This is a genomic window from Fusibacter tunisiensis, assembly GCF_016908355.1.
Classification (GTDB): domain Bacteria; phylum Bacillota; class Clostridia; order Peptostreptococcales; family Acidaminobacteraceae; genus Fusibacter_D; species Fusibacter_D tunisiensis.
Genome location: NZ_JAFBDT010000014.1, coordinates 25,297 through 43,354, shown reverse-complemented (window position 1 = coordinate 43,354; position 18,058 = coordinate 25,297). Strand labels below are relative to the sequence as shown.

Below are 18,058 nucleotides of genomic sequence, written 5' to 3'. Positions count from 1 at the left end.
CCACCTTTTTATATTACAAAATTACCCTCTTTAAAAATCAGAATCTCACGACCTTGCCCATCAATTCCCTTAACGGATAAATCAGCCGTTCCAATCATAAAATCTTCATGTGTTATGGAGCGGTTAATGCCATGTGCATCTAAAGTGTCTGCATCCATGTGTTCTCCACCTTCGACACATACTGGATAGGCTTCGCCCAGCGCCAAATGACACGCCGCATTTTCATCAAAAAGTGTGTTATAAAACAAAATGCCTGTATTGGAAATTGGTGAATCATATGGAACCAGAGCCACTTCACCAAGGAATTTTGACCCTTCATCTGTTTCGATTAACATTTTCAACTGCTCTTCGCCTTCTTCTGCACGATAGGAAACAACGGCGCCGTTTTTGAATTCAAGCTCAAAATTTCGAATCAAACTGCCATTAAAGTTTAGTGGCATAGACGCGACAACTTTGCCATTTACACCTGTTTTAAGGGGTGCTGTAAACACTTCCTCTGTTGGCATGTTTGCAATAAATTCATGCCCATCTGGTGTAAAATCAGAACCGCCCATCCAAAGATGTCCTTCAGGCAATTCAATATGAAGGTCTGTACCAAGAGAATTTGTAAAATGTAGTTTTTTTAATTTAAAATTATTTAATTTTGCAACATTTCCCTTAAGATTCTCCTTATGAATTTCCCAAGCCTCTACTGGATTTGATTCATAGACACGGGTTGCACTTAAAATAGCATCCCACAATTTGGAAACTGCCGCTTCTGAACCCACATTTGGAAAAACCTTCTTCGCCCATGCTTCTGTTGGCACAGAGGCCACACACCAGACATTTTCATTGTTCATCATACGCTTTCGGTATTCTGCAATTGCTTCACTGCTTACTCTTGAATAGCGTTGCATTCTTTCGGGATTGACCCCTTTCATTGCCTCCGGATTAGATGCTGAAATTGAAAGAAATGCAGCATCCTTTCTGGCATAAGACAGAAAAAATTCTTTTTGCCAAGAAGGAAAAGTATCAAAAATTTCATCCGGCCCATAAAGGTAACGAATCTTTGCTGCGATTTCATCTGACCACATAAAAGCCACATCACCCGCACCAGCTTTAAAAGCCACTTCTGAAACAATTCTGGCAAATTCTGCACATTCTATAGGTGTTCGAATCACAAGAATTTGTCCTTTTTTTAAATTAATACCTGTTTTTACCAATAACGTTGCATATTTTTCTAGATTTATACGATTCATAATTCCCCCTAAAAAAAAATTAGGACTATTCAGACCTAATTTCAGATTATCAAATTTTTTGATGTTGTACAAATATTTTTCTACGCGTCAAATGATGCATTCACAATTGCCAACATCTCAGTTACATGATGTTGCAATTCCGCTACTTTTTCATCAGACAAGTTTTCAAGTTTTTCTGATAACATGGCCTCGACATAAGCTCTGTGCTTCTCTACCTGCTTTTTCCCAGCAGTGGTTATGGAAATATGCACCACACGTCTATCTTTTTTAGAAGGTTGACGCTTCAAATAATTGAGTTTAATTAACTTATCCACTAATGGCGTTAAATTTGAATTAATCACATGAATTTCCCGACTAATTTCAGACATTGTCATTTGCTTATTGTTTGTTAAAAGCAACAAAATCTGGATGTGGGATGGATATAACCCTTCTGATTTAAACAGTTCCTCTTCCCTCAAAAATCGTTTGTTGAGTAACGGCATTAATTCCAAGGCGTCATACATTAATTGATGAATCGCTTCATTTCTCATTTTTTTATTACCCCTTTCCGTTTGTTTTCTTATATATACCATAATATCCTTTATTCAGCAATAATATTCAATTTTTTTGAAAAAAAACGAAAAAAATTCCGATTTGTATAAATCCTCTAAACAAATCGGATTGCAGTGGGGATTCCGCCTATATTTAAAACAATTTCTTTGTGGATAAGTTTCAGCACTTCATTCTTTTTTATGTTTTTTTGTATTGGAGAGGTCATTTCCCACTGAAAATTGCACCTGTTCACAATGCCCCACACCGAGAAATCTTTTGGATGTTGTACAATTTCACCTATTAAAGGATCAAAAGTACCTTTCAAGGGCATTAGGTGGTGTAAAAAAATTTTGGTGTCAAACTGAATTTTAAAGGTCCCGTTTCCAGAACAAATTTCAATGCCCGACTTATTTTCACACCCACAAATTGGACAATGACCTATATAAGAAACACCACACACAAAGCAATACGCCAATTTGCGTTTTTGATCAATTGTATACTGATTGAGGGTCTCTTTATTAACTGTGCCGAAGTCATATGGCTCAAAAAAACTTTGAATCAAAGCCAACCGCTCTGCCTCCGTCCCCAGACGACACATAAAATGTATTTCTTGTGTCCGCTCATCTAAAAACAAACGTTTAATGGAGAGTTCTGTCTGGCTGTAAGCATTCTTCCAATTGCCTATAGCAATCCTCTGTGCAATTTCTATTTTTTTATGCATTAAAGCACCCGCCAGCAATTCAGATACAGGTCTCCAATGAGATGGGTAATCCGCCGTAACAATACATGGATTGTCACAAATTACCTCAGCATTGGTCTTGCAATTCAATGGCCGATAAACAATCCCACTTGCATCATCCTTGGAATAAGATTCTGCGATTTCAAGTGCTTTCGTTAAATGATTTTCTAAATCATCCGGATTTTCAACGCTTGCCATGGCCCTATAAAACTTAGTTTCATCTATGATGCCACTTGGATACGCGTTTGTAACCCCATCTGAAAAAAGCCCTGCAAAAACCACCTGACGTTCCTCTTGAATATAGCCAATGCGCACAGCCAACCACGCATCTTGCATCGCTAAGGAGTCTGTTTCACCACCCATCCGTTCAATTTCAGAAATGGGATAAATTACCGCACCATCCTCTAAAACAACAACACTACGTCCATCTCCCAATTGCAGAAAATATAAGGCCTCTTCACACCAAACCGCCACGAGCAAGGTACATCCAAACGGTTCGGGATTAAACTCAACTTTTTCAAGCCATTTGTCACAAACTGCAAGACTAAACGTGTTTTCAAAATAGACCAGACGCTTATCCAGAGATGGAAGCGCCACAATTTCTTCCCATAAAGCCTCAAGACACTCAACCACACTTTCAATTGCTAAATTCGCCCCCTCTTTACTGCGATGGTGTTTTTCACCACCATGTCCATCTGCCAAGACCATAAATTGGTGGTGGCCAGTACATCCAAGAACAGCATCTTGATTAGGCGTACCCTGCAGTACATGTCGTTTTCCAGTGACTGATGCAGAAGCCATAACAGCCATAGGGTCTACCAATCCCAATCCATTTCATTTGGATCTTCATTTTTTGGCACTGTGGGTGGTAAAGGCACTTTTCCAACAGATGGGTTAATTGAAGCTTGGGATACAGCAGTTGATGCCCAACGGATATAATTTCTTAACTCTATCGCATTTTTTGCAAGAAGGGGCTTAAGTTCGCCTCCAAAACTGTCTCCTATAAAATCCTGCAAGACATCCATATCCGTATCTCCACCTATGGCAATGGCAATTCTAAGCGCTTTTGATCCCCAATACGTGTCAGTCAATTTTTTGAGCCCAGCTTCATAGTCATCTGTTGGCAAACCATCCGACAATAGAATCATAACAGGTTGATACCCTCTCGCTTTTTCGAATCCAGTTTCCAAACTATCAGCCAAAACTTCAAAACCACGCCCCATATCCGTTACGCCTTTTGTTTTGACATCTTCCCAAATGAAATTCTCAATATCTACATGATTATAAATCCAACGTGCGCCTGTGGAAAATGTCAATGCATGTACTTTTATTGAGCCTTCTGCCTCACGCGCAATTTCCCGAATGTGGGGAATGGATTCCCGAATTGCATTGTTTAGAGTCTCAACTTTACCACCATAGCTCATAGAATCTGATGCATCAATTAAAAAAAACAAATGTAAGTCCCGTGTTCCCATATTTCCAAGTCGATCTAGCATTTTATGCCTCCTTCTTATAACTTGCAGCCAAACGTATTTGTCCGGTCACATCGCCAAAATTTAGTTTCATATGGTGCATTAAAGGTACAATATCACCCGGCTTAACTTCTCTGATAAATTCATCGCCAACCATGGCATACCAATTTGATTTGCTTGTATTTCTTATGCCCCAAATCTCTGGACTGTCTGGTTTTTGCTGGACTACACCCACACTTTCATCACTAAACAAATCAAAATCATCGACAATCTGATTCTTATAGATAACTCTGCCTGGAATCAAAATTAAAACCTGATGATCGACCTTCAGTCTTGGTGGAATCACCCCAATTTCTTGGCCACAATATGGGCAAATGGATGCAGGTGTCATAACGCCTGGCTCATAAAACAGCTGACCATCACACTGCACACAATTAAATAGCCTTGCCTGAAGTCGCGTCAATTTCTTTTGCCAGACACTCTCTCGCACCCGCATTTCAGGTGCACAAAGGCCTTTGGTAAAAGAATCGACAAACAGGTCTTTGAACCAATTTGGGTAAAGGGACCAAAAGAAAACCCCAATATCTTTTCGCCCTTCAACAGGTCTATTTGTCGTGTTTTCAGGGTCAAAAATAAAAACAGGATTGTCTCCATAAAGTGACCTTAAAGCTGCCTCGTCTACAATTGGCAATTCAAATTCCAACCGACCTTGAAGCGGGTGTTGAAAATGAAGCAATCTAAATATAACCACTGCAAGGGCATACAAATCTGTGTAAGTACTCGGTGGTTTTTCACCGCGCATCCATTCCGGTGCCATAAACCCAACTGTGCCCCAAGTATTTTCCAATTTATCGACTTTATCTATAGAGATATTGTCCGTGTCACAAATTAGAATATTCCCAGAACTGAAATCCACAAAAACATTGGCAAATGACAAGTCAGTGTAGCAATACCCTCGAAGATGTAGTTCATAAAAACTCTGCGTCAGTTGTTTACAGATTTCTATCACCAAATGTAAATCCGGTATTTCCTTAGGCTTGCCAAAATAAACGGACAGCTTCTCATATTTAGCGGTGTCAATTAATGGCATCACATATCCAAAATGATCAGGGGACTGACCTTCAACAATTTCTTCTGGCCAAATAAAGTGTTCCCCGGGCACACCTGTTTCAATAAGATGCTCAACTGCTTCATACCGTTCAGGTGTTGCCGTCGTTTGCTTGTACCACTTCAAAGCCAAATACCTGTCGCCATCTGTAACTTTATAAACAGCCCCCTGTCCACCCATTCCAATCTCTTTAAGAATTTCATAACTTGATGTTTGCGATACAACTTTATCCCCAATAGTCAATAAATCCGACATGCCTGCCTCCTAAATGAATTTTTGTACCAAAATCTGCATCATCACAAAAATTAAAAATGTGACGCCATAAGATCTAACGGCCACCTTGAATTTAAACCGTGTCCCCCTGCCAAACCCGGTCCATAAAATTGGGATATATGCCAGCAACAAGGTTAACCAAATGGCCAATTGTATTTGTCCGTAAAGAGGCCTCTGCGCCGAATATAGGCCGGATATAACCAGTTGTCCACCTAGAAAAATTAGGGGCAACCAAACCATTCCTTTTGGAATTGCAAGAATTGAAATTGCGCCAATTACAATGCCAACAGGCCAATAAATCGTTTGAAAGAGCGTATACCCATCGCGTGAAATATCAAGGACAAACCACAAGTAAAACAGTTGACTTATAAGCAAAACAAATCCCAAAGTCACTTCAATTCGGTTTCGAGTTCCAGTGGATTTCTTTTTAATTTCTTGACCTTGCTTACACAGAGACGCTGGTTCAAGCGTATTAAAATGGCCCATATGTGTTTTTGTAAAATTCCCTACAAATTTCTCCTCAGGCTGGCTTTCAGTTTCAATGCCTTTACCACCAATTGCTTCTAAAACCAAATTAACAGTTTCTATTACCACGCCATATTCAAAACCATAGTTTCTCGAAAACTTTTGTGCCTCTTTTTCAATTTTGTTTAGACGATTTTGAGACGACTTCGTCCACTGAAAGATTTTTTCCAAAAACCCAGATTGTCCCATAATTTCAAGCCGAGTCTTAAGCCCAATCTGATTTGGTATGTAATCAGCCAGCAGTCCTTTAAACTGTTTGGTGGCAAATCCAGTTATATCACATCTCGAAAACACACGCTTAAGGTGTTCGACAGTTTGTTTTCTTCGCATGATGCCTCCTTGTATCTACCTTAAGCATATAAAAAACCCGGGCTTATCTCCACCCGGGTTTGTTTAGTATTCCTTTAATATTCTCTAATTCAATTCTAACGCAATTTTAATTCAACTGCTTGAGGTTAAAATACAGTCCACCGTCAAACAGACCAAGTTCAAGTGGCATCTGATCTTCCGGTAAGTGAATGACACGTGTGCGGTTGATATAATCCATTTCCAAAGTGTCCCCAGAAGCTGGATAAATTACAAGAACTTCTACGCCTCTAGCCACTGCAGCACCCGTCATTTGATAGAATAAATCCTTCTCCAAAGGATCTTTAAACCTTTGAGGATCTGATACTATAAAAATCAGTGGTTTACCATCAACAGCTTTTAGAGCTGTCATAATTTGTGTCCACTGGCGTCCACCAGTGTCTTTAAACGTCTGTTTGCTGTTGTCTAACGCAACAGTTGTAATCCGGTCAGAAAGCGCCTCTAAATTTTCAAGCGCCAATGCCATACGCTCACTTTCAAGGACTGTTTGCGGAATCGATGCCTTCATAACATCCGCATAACGGGTAATGGGCTCTGGAACGTCCATTTCAAAAGCGCTAGACACAGTGGCTTTTAAATCGTCTAAATAGATGCCCCCCTTATCCTTTATAAGCGGGTCTGTTTCCACAAGATAAATTCGGTCCAAGGTCAACGGCCCTTCTAAATCACTTGGAATATCAGCAGTGACTTCTTGATAGCCTTCCCAATCAAGTGTCCTTGCAAAAGTGATGTTATAAGGCGTTCCCTGGCCATCGAAGACTCGACCTCTCAGCCAATGTCCATTTCCACCACCAGCATTTACGGAAAGGGTTAATTGGGTAGTGCCTTCAGGCAAAATCACAGGGGTATTAAAATTCATATAGGCAGCTCGTGTAACTTCAGTCTCAGTAAAATCATAAGTTAGCATACCGCCACTCGACCCCTTAAGGCCCAAGCCTCTAATTTCTAAAAAGTTTCCTGAAACGTCTGACGGATAACTTGAAAAAGTTCCCGTTGACGATTCAAAATCTGCCAACACCACTTTTCCAATACCGATACCTGCAGGCACATAATCTGTTAAACCTGCATACTTGAATTCCCAAATCGCTTCTGTTACAGAGTCACCTGCTGTAAAAATGCCTGTTTCAGAATTGAATATGCCCAGCTTATCAGATATTGATGTTTCAATCACACTTGCCGGAATCGCCACTTTATTTCCATATTCTGTGATGACAGAAAAATGTAATTGAACAGATTCTCCTGGACTTAAATTAACCGATGTGGGAGATACATTAAGTTCAAGTGGCATGTCGCTCACCGCAAACTCAAAGGTCGATTTTTTTCCCTGATAAGTTGCAATTAAAACGCCGTTTCCAGTACTTTCTGGAACAAACGCATTGTTTTCAAATCGCCCTTCAACACCTGCCACCTTATACTGGACAATACCATCATTCATTAAAGTTTTGGTGTAATTGGAATCAATCGCTTGAACTTTAATTTGGGATGATACACCTAGAAGCAATTGATCTGATGCCATTGTCGCCTTGATATATTTAAGTTCAGGCGATTCTATTGGAGCCTTTGCCACACCAATTCCTGTAAAAATTCTTCTTTCAGATTGGTCTGAAGGTGCGTTTAAAATAGACATCGTTCCCAACCACGGTGATTTTCCCATCATTTGCGTCGACCCACCACCATCAAAATTTATGGCTTCGTATGCGCCAAGCTCTAGCATCAGCTTCGCAAGTTCTGTTTGGCTAAGGCCTCTAAAAGATGCCGTTCGTCCGTCTACAGCAACCAAAATCAATTCATTGCGATCTGCATTAATCCCAAGCGCAGATCTTGGATGTAAGCCAGAGACATTTAGTGAAAACGGACTTACAACCTGACCTTCTTTAACAAGTTGTGCACCACCACCAAGGCTTAATTTAAGCCCTGTCACATAATCATCTGCATTAAATTCAACTTCAGTTCCAACACTTAAACGGTATTCTATGTCAAAAATACGATTTCCTGTTGCTGCAATCACGTAAGCGCCTTCTTTAAGATCAAAGGGCGCACCACTCCGCCTGGTTTCCACCACAACACCATCTTCTACCAGCACTTCATGAACAGGCGTCCCAATTGTATTTCCAAAGGACTTTTCTCCCCAATAGTGCGTGTATAAAGCCAGTGTATCACCGGATAAATGTGGTTTGTTAATGTGGTCTAAAACAAAGGTCCACCACTTCGCTTTTAGGGTATGAACCGGCTCAGGAAGATAACTGATCATGGGAACGTTGTTTTGATCCAGATTAAAAGATCCAAATTCATAACCACCAACACTGGTAGTTACAACTTCACCGTCTTTAACAATACCACCTATCGTCGCTGCCCCAAAAAAGTCCGTGTTTAGTCCACCCACAATGAGATCAGACTGATCATTTGCTTCAATCATTTTTGACAAGGTCTCTCGCTCAGATAAGTAAGGGGCCGTTAATGGAACAATTTCTGCACCAGAATCCAATGCAACACGTATAATATTTACATTGATCCAGCCTTCATCTGTAAACCGTTGTAAGGTTTGATGCACCACACCATCTGCAAGATTTTCCGTTTTCGAATACCGTTCGTATAGGGTCGTATACGCACCAAATGTAATGGCAGATGTGCCAGCCCATATCACAACGATCCCAAGCATTAATACCAAATATTTTTGAAAACGCTTTGCCGTTTTATCAATTCGTCTATTTCTCATAAGTCGATCCCACACTCTCTCTAGTCATTTGACTCATTAAAAGCATCCATAGCATCATTCAAATACGTATCAATTACATCTTGAACATGTGAATCCTTAAGAATAATGCCAATTTCGATGCGTCTATTTTTTGCATAAGCCGCTTCTGTTTGTCTGTCATCTACAGGCCTGTATTCAGAATAAGTACTGGCCATAAAGTAATCTGAATATGTGCTTTCCAAATTCGGATTCGATTGCATTAGAAAATTAACAACCGATGTCGAACGCATGGCACCAAGTTCGCGGTTATAATCCCCTTCACCCCGTTCATCCGTATGGCCTTGAATGTTAATGGCATCTATACTGGCTCTGGTTTCGGAGTCGTCCAAGACAGCTTCAAACGCCAATGCCAATTGTGCAAGCAATTTTTCACCATCGGGCTTAATGGTATAGGAAGCCCGATCAAATAGGACCCCTTCGTTAATGACAATACTCCCATTATCACTGATTAAAACCAAGGGCTCTCCCGCTTGATTGGTTTTCCCAAGGACCGATTCGACCGAATCCTTAACGGCATTTAAAACATCTAATCTCAAAATCGCAATTCCCTGGAGTTTTGATCTAAGGTTGCCCAGTTCTTCATTGCTGTTGGCAATAATATCTCTTTGTTCTTCGATTTCTTCTCTTGACAAAGTAAGTGCCAATTGGCCTGCTTCCACTTCAGCCATGGTTTGATCCAGTTCCGTTTCCAGTAGCCTCAAGTTTTTTTCCGCTTGACTGATTTCAAGTCTACTGGCCTCCAGCCGTCGATCCGTATCCTGCAGTTCCTTTCTTAAAAATTCAAGGTCCTTGCCTGCAATAATGTTGTTGATATACATTAAAAACATTAGAAAAAACAGGATTATGGCTATGGTTGAAATCATGTCGGTAAAGGAAGGCCAAAAATTTTCAGGTTCCGTGTGTATGTCTCTTCTCTTACGACTCTTCATCTATGCCTCCTCACGATTGTGTTTTGTTTTCGCGTATATCTGTGGTTAAGTCGTCGAAAGCCAAAGACATTCTCTGAATGTTGTTTTTAAGTTGGTGGTTAAATTCTGAAAAATCCCTTGTGTTTTCAGAAAAAGTCTTTACTGAGGTGTCAAATAAAACCAAACTCTTTTCTATGCTTTCAGCTGTATCTTTCATGCTGTTTGAGGCCACTGTCAGTCTATAACTCATGGCCTCGGATACAGACTGTAAATCTCCAGAAAGACGTTCGCCCAATTGCTCAAATGCAATTTCAAGTGGCGTTCTACCGGATTCATCAATTAGGGTTAAATCAGAGGTTTTGTGGCCAAGCACATTGTCCAAATACTCTTCTGCAACAGAAATATATTGGGCTCTGGATTCAGATGTCCCAACCAAAATGGTTAACACATTCACCACAATTGATGCACTGATGCCAAATAGAGATGTGGCAAAAGCAACGGACATGCCATTAATCGAACTCAGCAAACCGCCAGTAATTAAGTTTACATCTCCAACAACCGCTTCATTGGTGGACGACAATAAGTTTACAAGCTCTGATATGGATAAGGTTAAGCCAAAAAAAGTACCCACTAGACCTAGGATAATCATAAGTCCGGATGCTTTGGCTACAAACCGTTCTGCAATAAGTGTTCCAGACAAAAACGTCTGCATATTCTTATCAATAATTGCAGGTGTATTAATTTCTGTTATTCTAAGATCTACAGCCGTTTTAAAGTCATCTGAAACTGCATTGTTCACCGGAAATTTAAACAATCTGCTTTTTCGATTGGCATCGTCTAAAACATCGTAGACCAAATTTACATACTTTGCTTTGATTTTAAACATAGCCACCAAAGTGCCCAATAATACCAATAAAATCAAAACGATAATCACTTGACCAATAGGGTTCATTCTCAATAAAAGTTCAATCATGCATGCCTCCTTAAAATGTGATCTATTTTGCTATCATCATAACATAAGAATGTTTCAAAACTGTTACTGTAAAACACTTTTAATAATATTGTTCATTAAATTGTAATTTTTATTTTAGAAAACGGCTAGGATGTTATAATAGAATAGGCATAGCATAAATAGAGAGGTTTAAATATGAAGATAAAAACGAAGTTCATCATCGCCATTGCGCTACTGGTCCTTTTGCCTACCGCTTTTACAGTTGCTGTTACAAGCAATATTTTAGACGACAATTTGGACTTTGTACATTTTTTTGACACCTATTTTGACATATTCAATACATTTACTGTTATTGCAGAGGATTTTGATACTGTAATAGAAGAGAAGTCGGCAAATCCAACCTATTTTCTAACGGATGCCTTTACACAAAAAATTGCCCAAGACTTTGACAACAAAATCCTATACATTGAAATTTTTGAGAACTCAAACTTAAGGTATTCCTCACATTTGGACACACTAGAGGATCTAACCCCTGTGGAAACCTTTTTAGCATCCCGCATCTCCCCCACCTTGGTTCAAAAAGGATACACTTTGAAACAGCACCACTTTAAACTTGAAGATGCTTCTGTAATTGATGTGCGCCTCAACATCGATACGTTAAGACTTGAACTTGCCTATCAATCCTTTGAAGTCATATTCTTTCTGTTCTTTGGCGCATTTAATTTAATTGTACTTTCTTTGCTAATTGCATGGATATCCAACCCCATTAAACGCAGCTTAAGGCGACTTTCCTACGCAACAAACGAAATTGGAAAAGGTAACCTCAACATTGAGCTGTCTTACAACGAAAATGATGATTTTGAACCCTTGGCAGAGAGCATAGAGTCTATGCGTCAATCCTTAAAACGCTCTGTCGCAAGGCAACAGCAAGTTGAACTGGAAAAAAAGGAACTCATCGCCAACATTTCCCACGACCTCCGCACACCTGTAACCTCCATCCGTGGTTATGTTCAAGGACTGAAAGATGGCGTGGCAAGGACACGCGATACCCAACAAGAGTATCTTGAAATTATTGAATCTAAAACTTATATGTTGGAAAGTCTTGTAAATGACCTTTCAGAAATCACTGGCTATGATACCAATGCCATAAAACTCAACAAACAGTCAATTGACTTAAGGCATTTCCTATTCGATTGCGTGGATGAACTTGAGAAAGATGTCAGCCGGGCAGGTGGAAAAATTCACCTCCATTACATCATTAAAGATACGGTGATCACTGTAGACCCTGAAAAATTGATGCGGGTCTTTATCAACATTATAGAAAATGCCATTAAGTATAAAAGTGCAGCCCCTTTGGAGATTGTTATCTTGGCAAATCGTGATGATGATGGTGTTTTCATCAACATTTCTGACAACGGCATAGGTGTTCCCGAGTCTGATCTGGATAAAATTTTTAACCGCTTTTTCCGGTCGGACAAATCCAGAAATTTGGACATTGGCGGCAGTGGTATAGGGCTTAGCATCTGTAGGGAAATTATTCAGGCGCATGGTGGCAGAATCACTGCCACTACAGGCACAAGCGGAGGACTTACACTCTCCATACGTCTAAGCGCAACACAAAATGATACGGAGGAACTTTATGGAACGCATACTGATTATTGAAGACGATCAAAGTATCGCCAGACTGCAAAAAGATTATTTGGAAATCAACGGCTACGAAGCCATCGTTGAGCACACAGGGGACCTTTCCAAAATCATGCCCCTTATTGACGGGGTTTCCTTAATTGTTTTGGACTTAATGCTCCCAAAAGGAGATGGCATTGAAATTCTGAAAAAACTACAGACCTTGGTAGATGTGCCGATTATTATTGTCTCCGCTAAAAACCAAGACCTTGATATCGTTCTCGGTCTTGGTGTTGGAGCAGATGATTATCTCACAAAACCATTTAGCACAAATGAATTTATTGCCAGAGTCAAGGCTCAGCTTCGCAGATATACCAAAATGAAACAAGCGGGCACAGACGGGTATGACGATTCAAACATTACCATTCGAAATGCCATTATCAATGAAATGACTAAAATTTTTACCCTAGATGGAATTCCAGTTGAGCTCACACCAAAAGAATTTGACATTATCTTATTGCTGGCCAAAAACAGGGGCCGGGTTTTTCCAAAAGAAGAAATCTATGAACGTGTTTGGAAATATGATTCTTTAGGCGATGCCTTCACTGTAACGGTCCACGTTAAACGCATCCGAGAAAAATTAGAAAAAATAAGCCCCAATGCAAATCTCATTGAGACCGTTTGGGGCGTTGGTTATAAAATTATTTAATGCGTTCCATAATAAGGTTGTGTGTAAATCAGATCGAAGATCGTACCTGTTAGGTCAATGTCTTCGATCTTTTTATGCCGTTCAACAGCTCCTTTTGTAACTTTGATTTCAGCTGTATAACTGGGCCCAATCCGAACATCATCCCAAGATAAGGTAGGTGCTGTTACAGGCAGATTGTATTCATAAAGCCATACCCCCGGTTCATTTTCCACCAAAAAAACTGGAAAAGCAATGTCTGCTTCAAACTCATCGGTATATTTGTAGAGGTTGCCAAACCCATCTCGATAGGTCATGGCTTTGAGCCCTTCTGACAGATCCAGCTTAATTTCATCGGGATTGCCTTGAACAAAAGCTGTAAACCGGACTTTTTCTAGTCCCAAAAACCGATGTGGGTTTAAGGTCAAAGTTTTACCATCCAAATCCCCTTGTCCCCGCCAATGATTCCAATACCCAGTCACGTCAAAGGACAAAATTTTTAGAACAATGACCTGCTTCATAACCAAATGAGAAGCCTCATTGCCAGAAGCCGTTTGCGCATAAAACTTGAACCTGTATTGGTCTTCCACTACCCCATCACCCACTTCAAAGTCAGCTTCCCAGATGGATTCACCCGATGGTTGTGTCCCAATCTGTGCCAACTGAACATGGTGTTCATAAGGGGTTCCTTCAAATACCTTCGCATAGACCGTTTTTGCATATTGGCCTGCAACCGCGCGCACCACACCAGTTTCACCTGCAATAAGTTCTGATACTTGTCCTTGAACAGATATTGGGGTTTGAATTGTAAATGGCAAATCCAATGCCACCCGTCCAGAAATCAACCGCATGTAATAGGCCCCATCACTTAAACCCTCTGAAAGCTTGGTTGCAATAGCATTCCAATTGTGCTTACTTCCATCAACGCTTCGGTGGCTATAATCGGTTTCACCGTAATCACACACCTCTTTTATCCAAACCCCTCCTGCACCCATCAGGTCAATTTTAAGACCATGTGGCAAATGATACTTGGTTTCAATGTCATATAGGGTGACCTTTTCTGAAGCCGGCAGTGTTTTAGGCGTGAGTTTTCCCTTGAGCTCAAGTTCTGGGACATCCTCTAGCACAATCCTCTCCACAAACGGATCACTCCAAACCCCTTCAATGTCTTTTACAATGTAACGGATTTCGTAGTTGCCAGGGGCAAGGTTATCGGGAATGGCATAAATCCATTGGTTGTCCCCATCTGTTTTTCGGTACATAATCTGCCGGTCCCTAATCCCCCTTTCAGGATCTGTGTGTTGATGGTCTTTGTCATAAGACAAGTCTACCCAAGTGGTCTTGTAGGTTTGTACGTCTGGATTGTAGTCCCAATCTAATGCAAACTCTGCTATGGGCTTTCTGTGGACGTAAACATCAAGTGCCGGTGTGTTGGATACCTTGTTAAAGTCCGGTTTTCCACTTGGCCTGTCCTCAATAAGTCTATAAATGGTGTACTTGCCGGACTTTGAAAATCTGTCTTTCATATCCGGTGTAAAGTCTGTTTGGGTGTAGACGAGGTTTGTGCCCAATTCTTGGCCCATTGAATTGTCAAAGTAAGTCGGCTCATGGATGTACTGAAACCCTATTTCTGTTAAGGGATCGCCTTCCATATCAAAATTTGCCACATTGGTTTCAAACGTTTGGTTAACCAAAAGAAGTTTCCTGTTGTCTACTGGATTGTTTTCGGAAATTATTTTATTTACTTCTTTCATCACATCCTTAAGAGGTTTTGAAGCGTCTATCCAGTAATCGTGTGGGAATTGACTTCTTGCCCCTGATGTGGATACTAAAATCAAACTGGAATCCGCCTTGTTTAGGACATATTGCAAGTCTGTTTTGTTTGTTATATTCGAATTTGTAAAATAAACTACATATTTGTCAGATCCATTTCTCAAATTAGGGATATAAGACGCTTTCTCGTATTTGTAAACTGTTCCGCTATAGTAACCTGTGTAGTTGTCATACCAAGTCACATCCTTAACATAGACTTGTTCTGATTTCGTAACTGTTCCAGAATATGTCGCATATCTGCTCCAATGGAATTTCCAATCTGATTCAACGCCATCTTCTACAACAGGCCACCAGTCATAGCTGTAGGAATCTTGAGACAAAGTTCCAGAATATCCTCCAGAAGAATAAGCAATACTGGAAGGAAGTGTGTTGTCTTTGAGAGGTGGCGATGTTCCGCTATCAGATCTGGAATCTGTTTCTGTCCTTGAATCCTCCACTGTTTTCCAGTAACTGTTGTCCACTTTATATTCGTTGTTTTCGTAATCATACCTAGAAAGAGTGCCGCTATACCCTCCTGAAGAGTAATGTATGGTAGAAGGCGGAGAAGAACTTCCGGTGTTTCTAGATCTAGAAACTGTTTCCGAATATTCATAAGTGTAAAGATCCCAATTTTCAATCCAAGCGTCGACACCCAATTGTCTCATGCTGTTTATCCAATTGACTCTTTCTGAAGCTATAGCATTGTTCTTTTCTCTGGTTAAAGACTCGTCCTTTAAAACCATTACATCTACTTTTGGAAAATTGTATTCTAAATCTGTGTAAATTTTAGTCATTGGCGCAATGTTTTCTACAAAAAATTCTCTTTCTATTGTGAAAGATTTTTTATCTGCATCTGTTACAAATTGAGAAAGTGTTGGCTCTCCAAACTCTTCTTTTGCATAAAATACAATTTTATAATTGCCTAGATTAGAAGGTTTAAACTCGGTATAATCTTCAAAATCACCTTGTTTTATTAGGCTATTTGGGATTCCGTTACCCGTTGTATCGTAATATATTTTGTATGTGTCTATTGCTATCGAATCTCCATCGATACTCTCTGCTTCGTAAGTGAAATTTAGAGCTTCGTTTCTTGTCAGAACACCATTCCAAATATTTGCAATTAGTGCAGGTTTGTGGTCTTCTAAAACAAGTATTCTGTTTTCATATTCGTCAGAAAAATGATAGCCAGATGGTATGTCGCTTCTCTCTATTTTAGAAGGGTTTATAGTTGCTCTTACTTTCATTTTCAAAGAAAGCTCCGCTTGATCTTTTACAATAAACGATTTTTTTGTGTCATTATTTGTGCCATATTTTATCAAGGTATTCGAGCCAGAGTTATTGTTTACTGTGAAATATTCTGTAGTAAATGTCGAATTGGACATTAGGTAATCTGAATTTAAAGAAATATCTCTAGTCGCTTCTAGCAGCCTGTTTTCTTTCAAGGTCCCTGTGATAAAAAACTGGGCTGTTGGTTTTGTGGTATGCACCAACACATAGCTGAAATACTCATGGACTTTTCCTTCCATGTTTGTGTACAGAATTCTATAGTTGTAAATTTTATCTCTTCCGATCAAAGGGAATAAGTGGTTTCCATTTAAAAAATTCTCTGCTTCTGACTCTGAAAGTTTTTCAGATCCAACATATACTTCAATCATCATTTCTTCATACATGACACTATTGTCTGTGATTTCAAATCTTTCCGTATCTAGCATAACCTTGATTGCGGAAATGTCAAAATTAAAGGTGGGCGTAGGCTCCTCTATTTCAGGTGGCTCTATAATTGGCATTTCTATTACAATTTCCTTATCGGGAATTTTGCCTTCTTCTATTGGTGCAGATGGATCAACTCCGTCTTGTGTTGTTGCGTACCCAATTCCTTTATCTCCAGTATGGTAATTTACTGTAGCTGTTCCATCTAAAACGATTTCAAGGTTTTGATTGTCTTTGGAGATCATGTTTTTATACTTACTGTAAGGGATTGTTATTTCAAATTCTGCTTCGCCTATGTTTAAAGTCCCTCTTCCTCCATTGATAGTTTTTGTATTTCCTGTTATTTGATCTTTAATGTCAAAAGACCACGTTTTAATATCTTCTCTGTTGTAATAAGCACTCCTTAAAACTTCATCGGGGACACCTTCATTTACTCCGTCATATAGGTAATCGTCCATAAGTTTACCTCGAATAACACCCCTAAGCGTTACCCCTCCAGAGCCTTCAAAAACCTCTTCTTTTATATCTGTTATGTGAATTTCAGCCTGAACAAGCGTTGACGCCTTTTCTTCTATTTTTGAAAGTGTAAAACTTTGATGCCAAAAACTTTCACGACTTGTGCCGGCATTGCTAACATGCCACATCATAACTTCTCCCGGATACAAAGAAGTTGGTCTTGTTTTCACATGTGCATAATTGTAAGCACTCTTATCGCTGTTGGTGCTGCTTTCTATCTGAAAGGGCATTCCGTTTTTAATCCATTCTCTAACTTCATTGGACCCATTCTCGTTTAAAATAGCGGTATAATTGTAATCGCTAATTTCTCCGATAAGTGGGTCCGAATTGCTTCCTGTTGCGTAAGGTTTAGTTTTATCCCAAGGCCTGTAAATCCAGTTTTTCTCTGTTGGCTGACGGTTAGATGATTTGTCTGGCGGGAAATTGCTGTTGCTGTAGGGGTTCCCTTCTGCGTCAAATCCATGGTATCTGTACTCGCCACTGTTGTTTCTATAGTAACCCTTGTTTGGAACGGTAGTCCCGTTTACCCTCGTTTCGTTTTTAAAGTCATTTCTAGGGACATCTTCATAGTCTCCATAAACGATTATTTGTTTGTCTTCCCAGTGTTCCATCGAAAAAGCGTAACCGTTTTTGTTTACTCTTTTTACTTCAAAGGGAATTCCATAAAGGTCTTTATAGTTTTCCCAAGTTCGTCCGCCTATTTCTTCAGCTTCAAAAAATCTTGGGTTGTCATAAAGACTTGGAGAATTTGTGCTCGCAAAACTTTGAAAAGTTACGCCCGAAAAACACTGCATAAAAATTAAAAAAGTTAAAACGAGACTTATTTTTTTATTCATGTTCTACCC

12 protein-coding genes are annotated in these 18,058 nt (G+C 39.8%); 2 read left to right on the top strand and 10 right to left on the bottom strand.

Annotated elements, in window-relative coordinates:
• Positions 1–8: 8 nt before the first annotated feature.
• The 9 genes from JOC49_RS08885 to JOC49_RS08845 all read right to left on the bottom strand — a co-directional run bounded on the left by JOC49_RS08885 (position 9) and on the right by JOC49_RS08845 (position 10,888).
• On the bottom strand, positions 9–1,238 hold the full coding sequence (locus JOC49_RS08885; RefSeq protein ID WP_204664472.1) for an aminopeptidase: 1,230 nt from the start codon (positions 1,236–1,238) through the stop codon (positions 9–11).
• Positions 1,239–1,318: 80 nt separating this feature from the next.
• Positions 1,319–1,768, bottom strand: coding sequence for a MarR family winged helix-turn-helix transcriptional regulator (locus tag JOC49_RS08880; RefSeq protein ID WP_204664470.1), 450 nt, complete (start codon positions 1,766–1,768; stop codon positions 1,319–1,321).
• 116 nt (positions 1,769–1,884) lie between these two features.
• Positions 1,885–3,309, bottom strand: a complete 1,425-nt coding sequence (locus JOC49_RS08875; protein ID WP_204664468.1) for a protein phosphatase 2C domain-containing protein — start codon at positions 3,307–3,309, stop codon at positions 1,885–1,887.
• 14 nt (positions 3,310–3,323) lie between these two features.
• Positions 3,324–4,004, bottom strand: coding sequence for a vWA domain-containing protein (locus JOC49_RS08870; protein ID WP_204664466.1), 681 nt, complete (start codon positions 4,002–4,004; stop codon positions 3,324–3,326).
• A gap of 1 nt (position 4,005) precedes the next feature.
• Positions 4,006–5,343: a serine/threonine protein kinase gene (locus JOC49_RS08865; RefSeq protein WP_204664464.1), complete on the bottom strand. Its 1,338-nt coding sequence runs from the start codon at positions 5,341–5,343 to the stop codon at positions 4,006–4,008.
• Entirely contained in the window at positions 5,315–5,401 is an 87-nt protein-coding gene (locus JOC49_RS13530; RefSeq protein WP_423875432.1) for a hypothetical protein, read from the bottom strand. The genes JOC49_RS08865 and JOC49_RS13530 overlap by 29 nt, the downstream gene beginning before the upstream one ends.
• A 921-nt stretch (positions 5,402–6,322) precedes the next feature.
• On the bottom strand, positions 6,323–8,968 hold the full coding sequence (locus JOC49_RS08855; protein WP_204664460.1) for a phosphodiester glycosidase family protein: 2,646 nt from the start codon (positions 8,966–8,968) through the stop codon (positions 6,323–6,325).
• A 20-nt stretch (positions 8,969–8,988) separates the two neighbouring features.
• Positions 8,989–9,936 (bottom strand): OmpA family protein, encoded by a 948-nt coding sequence (locus tag JOC49_RS08850; protein WP_204664459.1) that lies wholly within the window; start codon positions 9,934–9,936, stop codon positions 8,989–8,991.
• Positions 9,937–9,946: 10 nt separating this feature from the next.
• A complete protein-coding gene (locus JOC49_RS08845) occupies positions 9,947–10,888 on the bottom strand; it encodes a hypothetical protein (RefSeq protein ID WP_204664457.1) in 942 nt (313 codons plus the stop codon).
• A gap of 174 nt (positions 10,889–11,062) precedes the next feature.
• On the opposite strand from JOC49_RS08845, the gene JOC49_RS08840 reads away from it, so the two are divergent.
• On the top strand, positions 11,063–12,529 hold the full coding sequence (locus JOC49_RS08840; protein WP_204664455.1) for a sensor histidine kinase: 1,467 nt from the start codon (positions 11,063–11,065) through the stop codon (positions 12,527–12,529).
• A complete protein-coding gene (locus JOC49_RS08835; protein ID WP_204664453.1) occupies positions 12,507–13,199 on the top strand; it encodes a response regulator transcription factor in 693 nt (230 codons plus the stop codon). Before JOC49_RS08840 ends, JOC49_RS08835 begins: the two co-directional genes overlap by 23 nt.
• Here JOC49_RS08835 and JOC49_RS08830 read toward each other — a convergent pair.
• Positions 13,196–18,049: an Athe_2463 domain-containing protein gene (locus tag JOC49_RS08830; RefSeq protein ID WP_204664451.1), complete on the bottom strand. Its 4,854-nt coding sequence runs from the start codon at positions 18,047–18,049 to the stop codon at positions 13,196–13,198. The two genes, JOC49_RS08835 and JOC49_RS08830, sit on opposite strands and share 4 nt — an antisense overlap.
• Between the last annotated feature and the right edge of the window lie 9 nt (positions 18,050–18,058).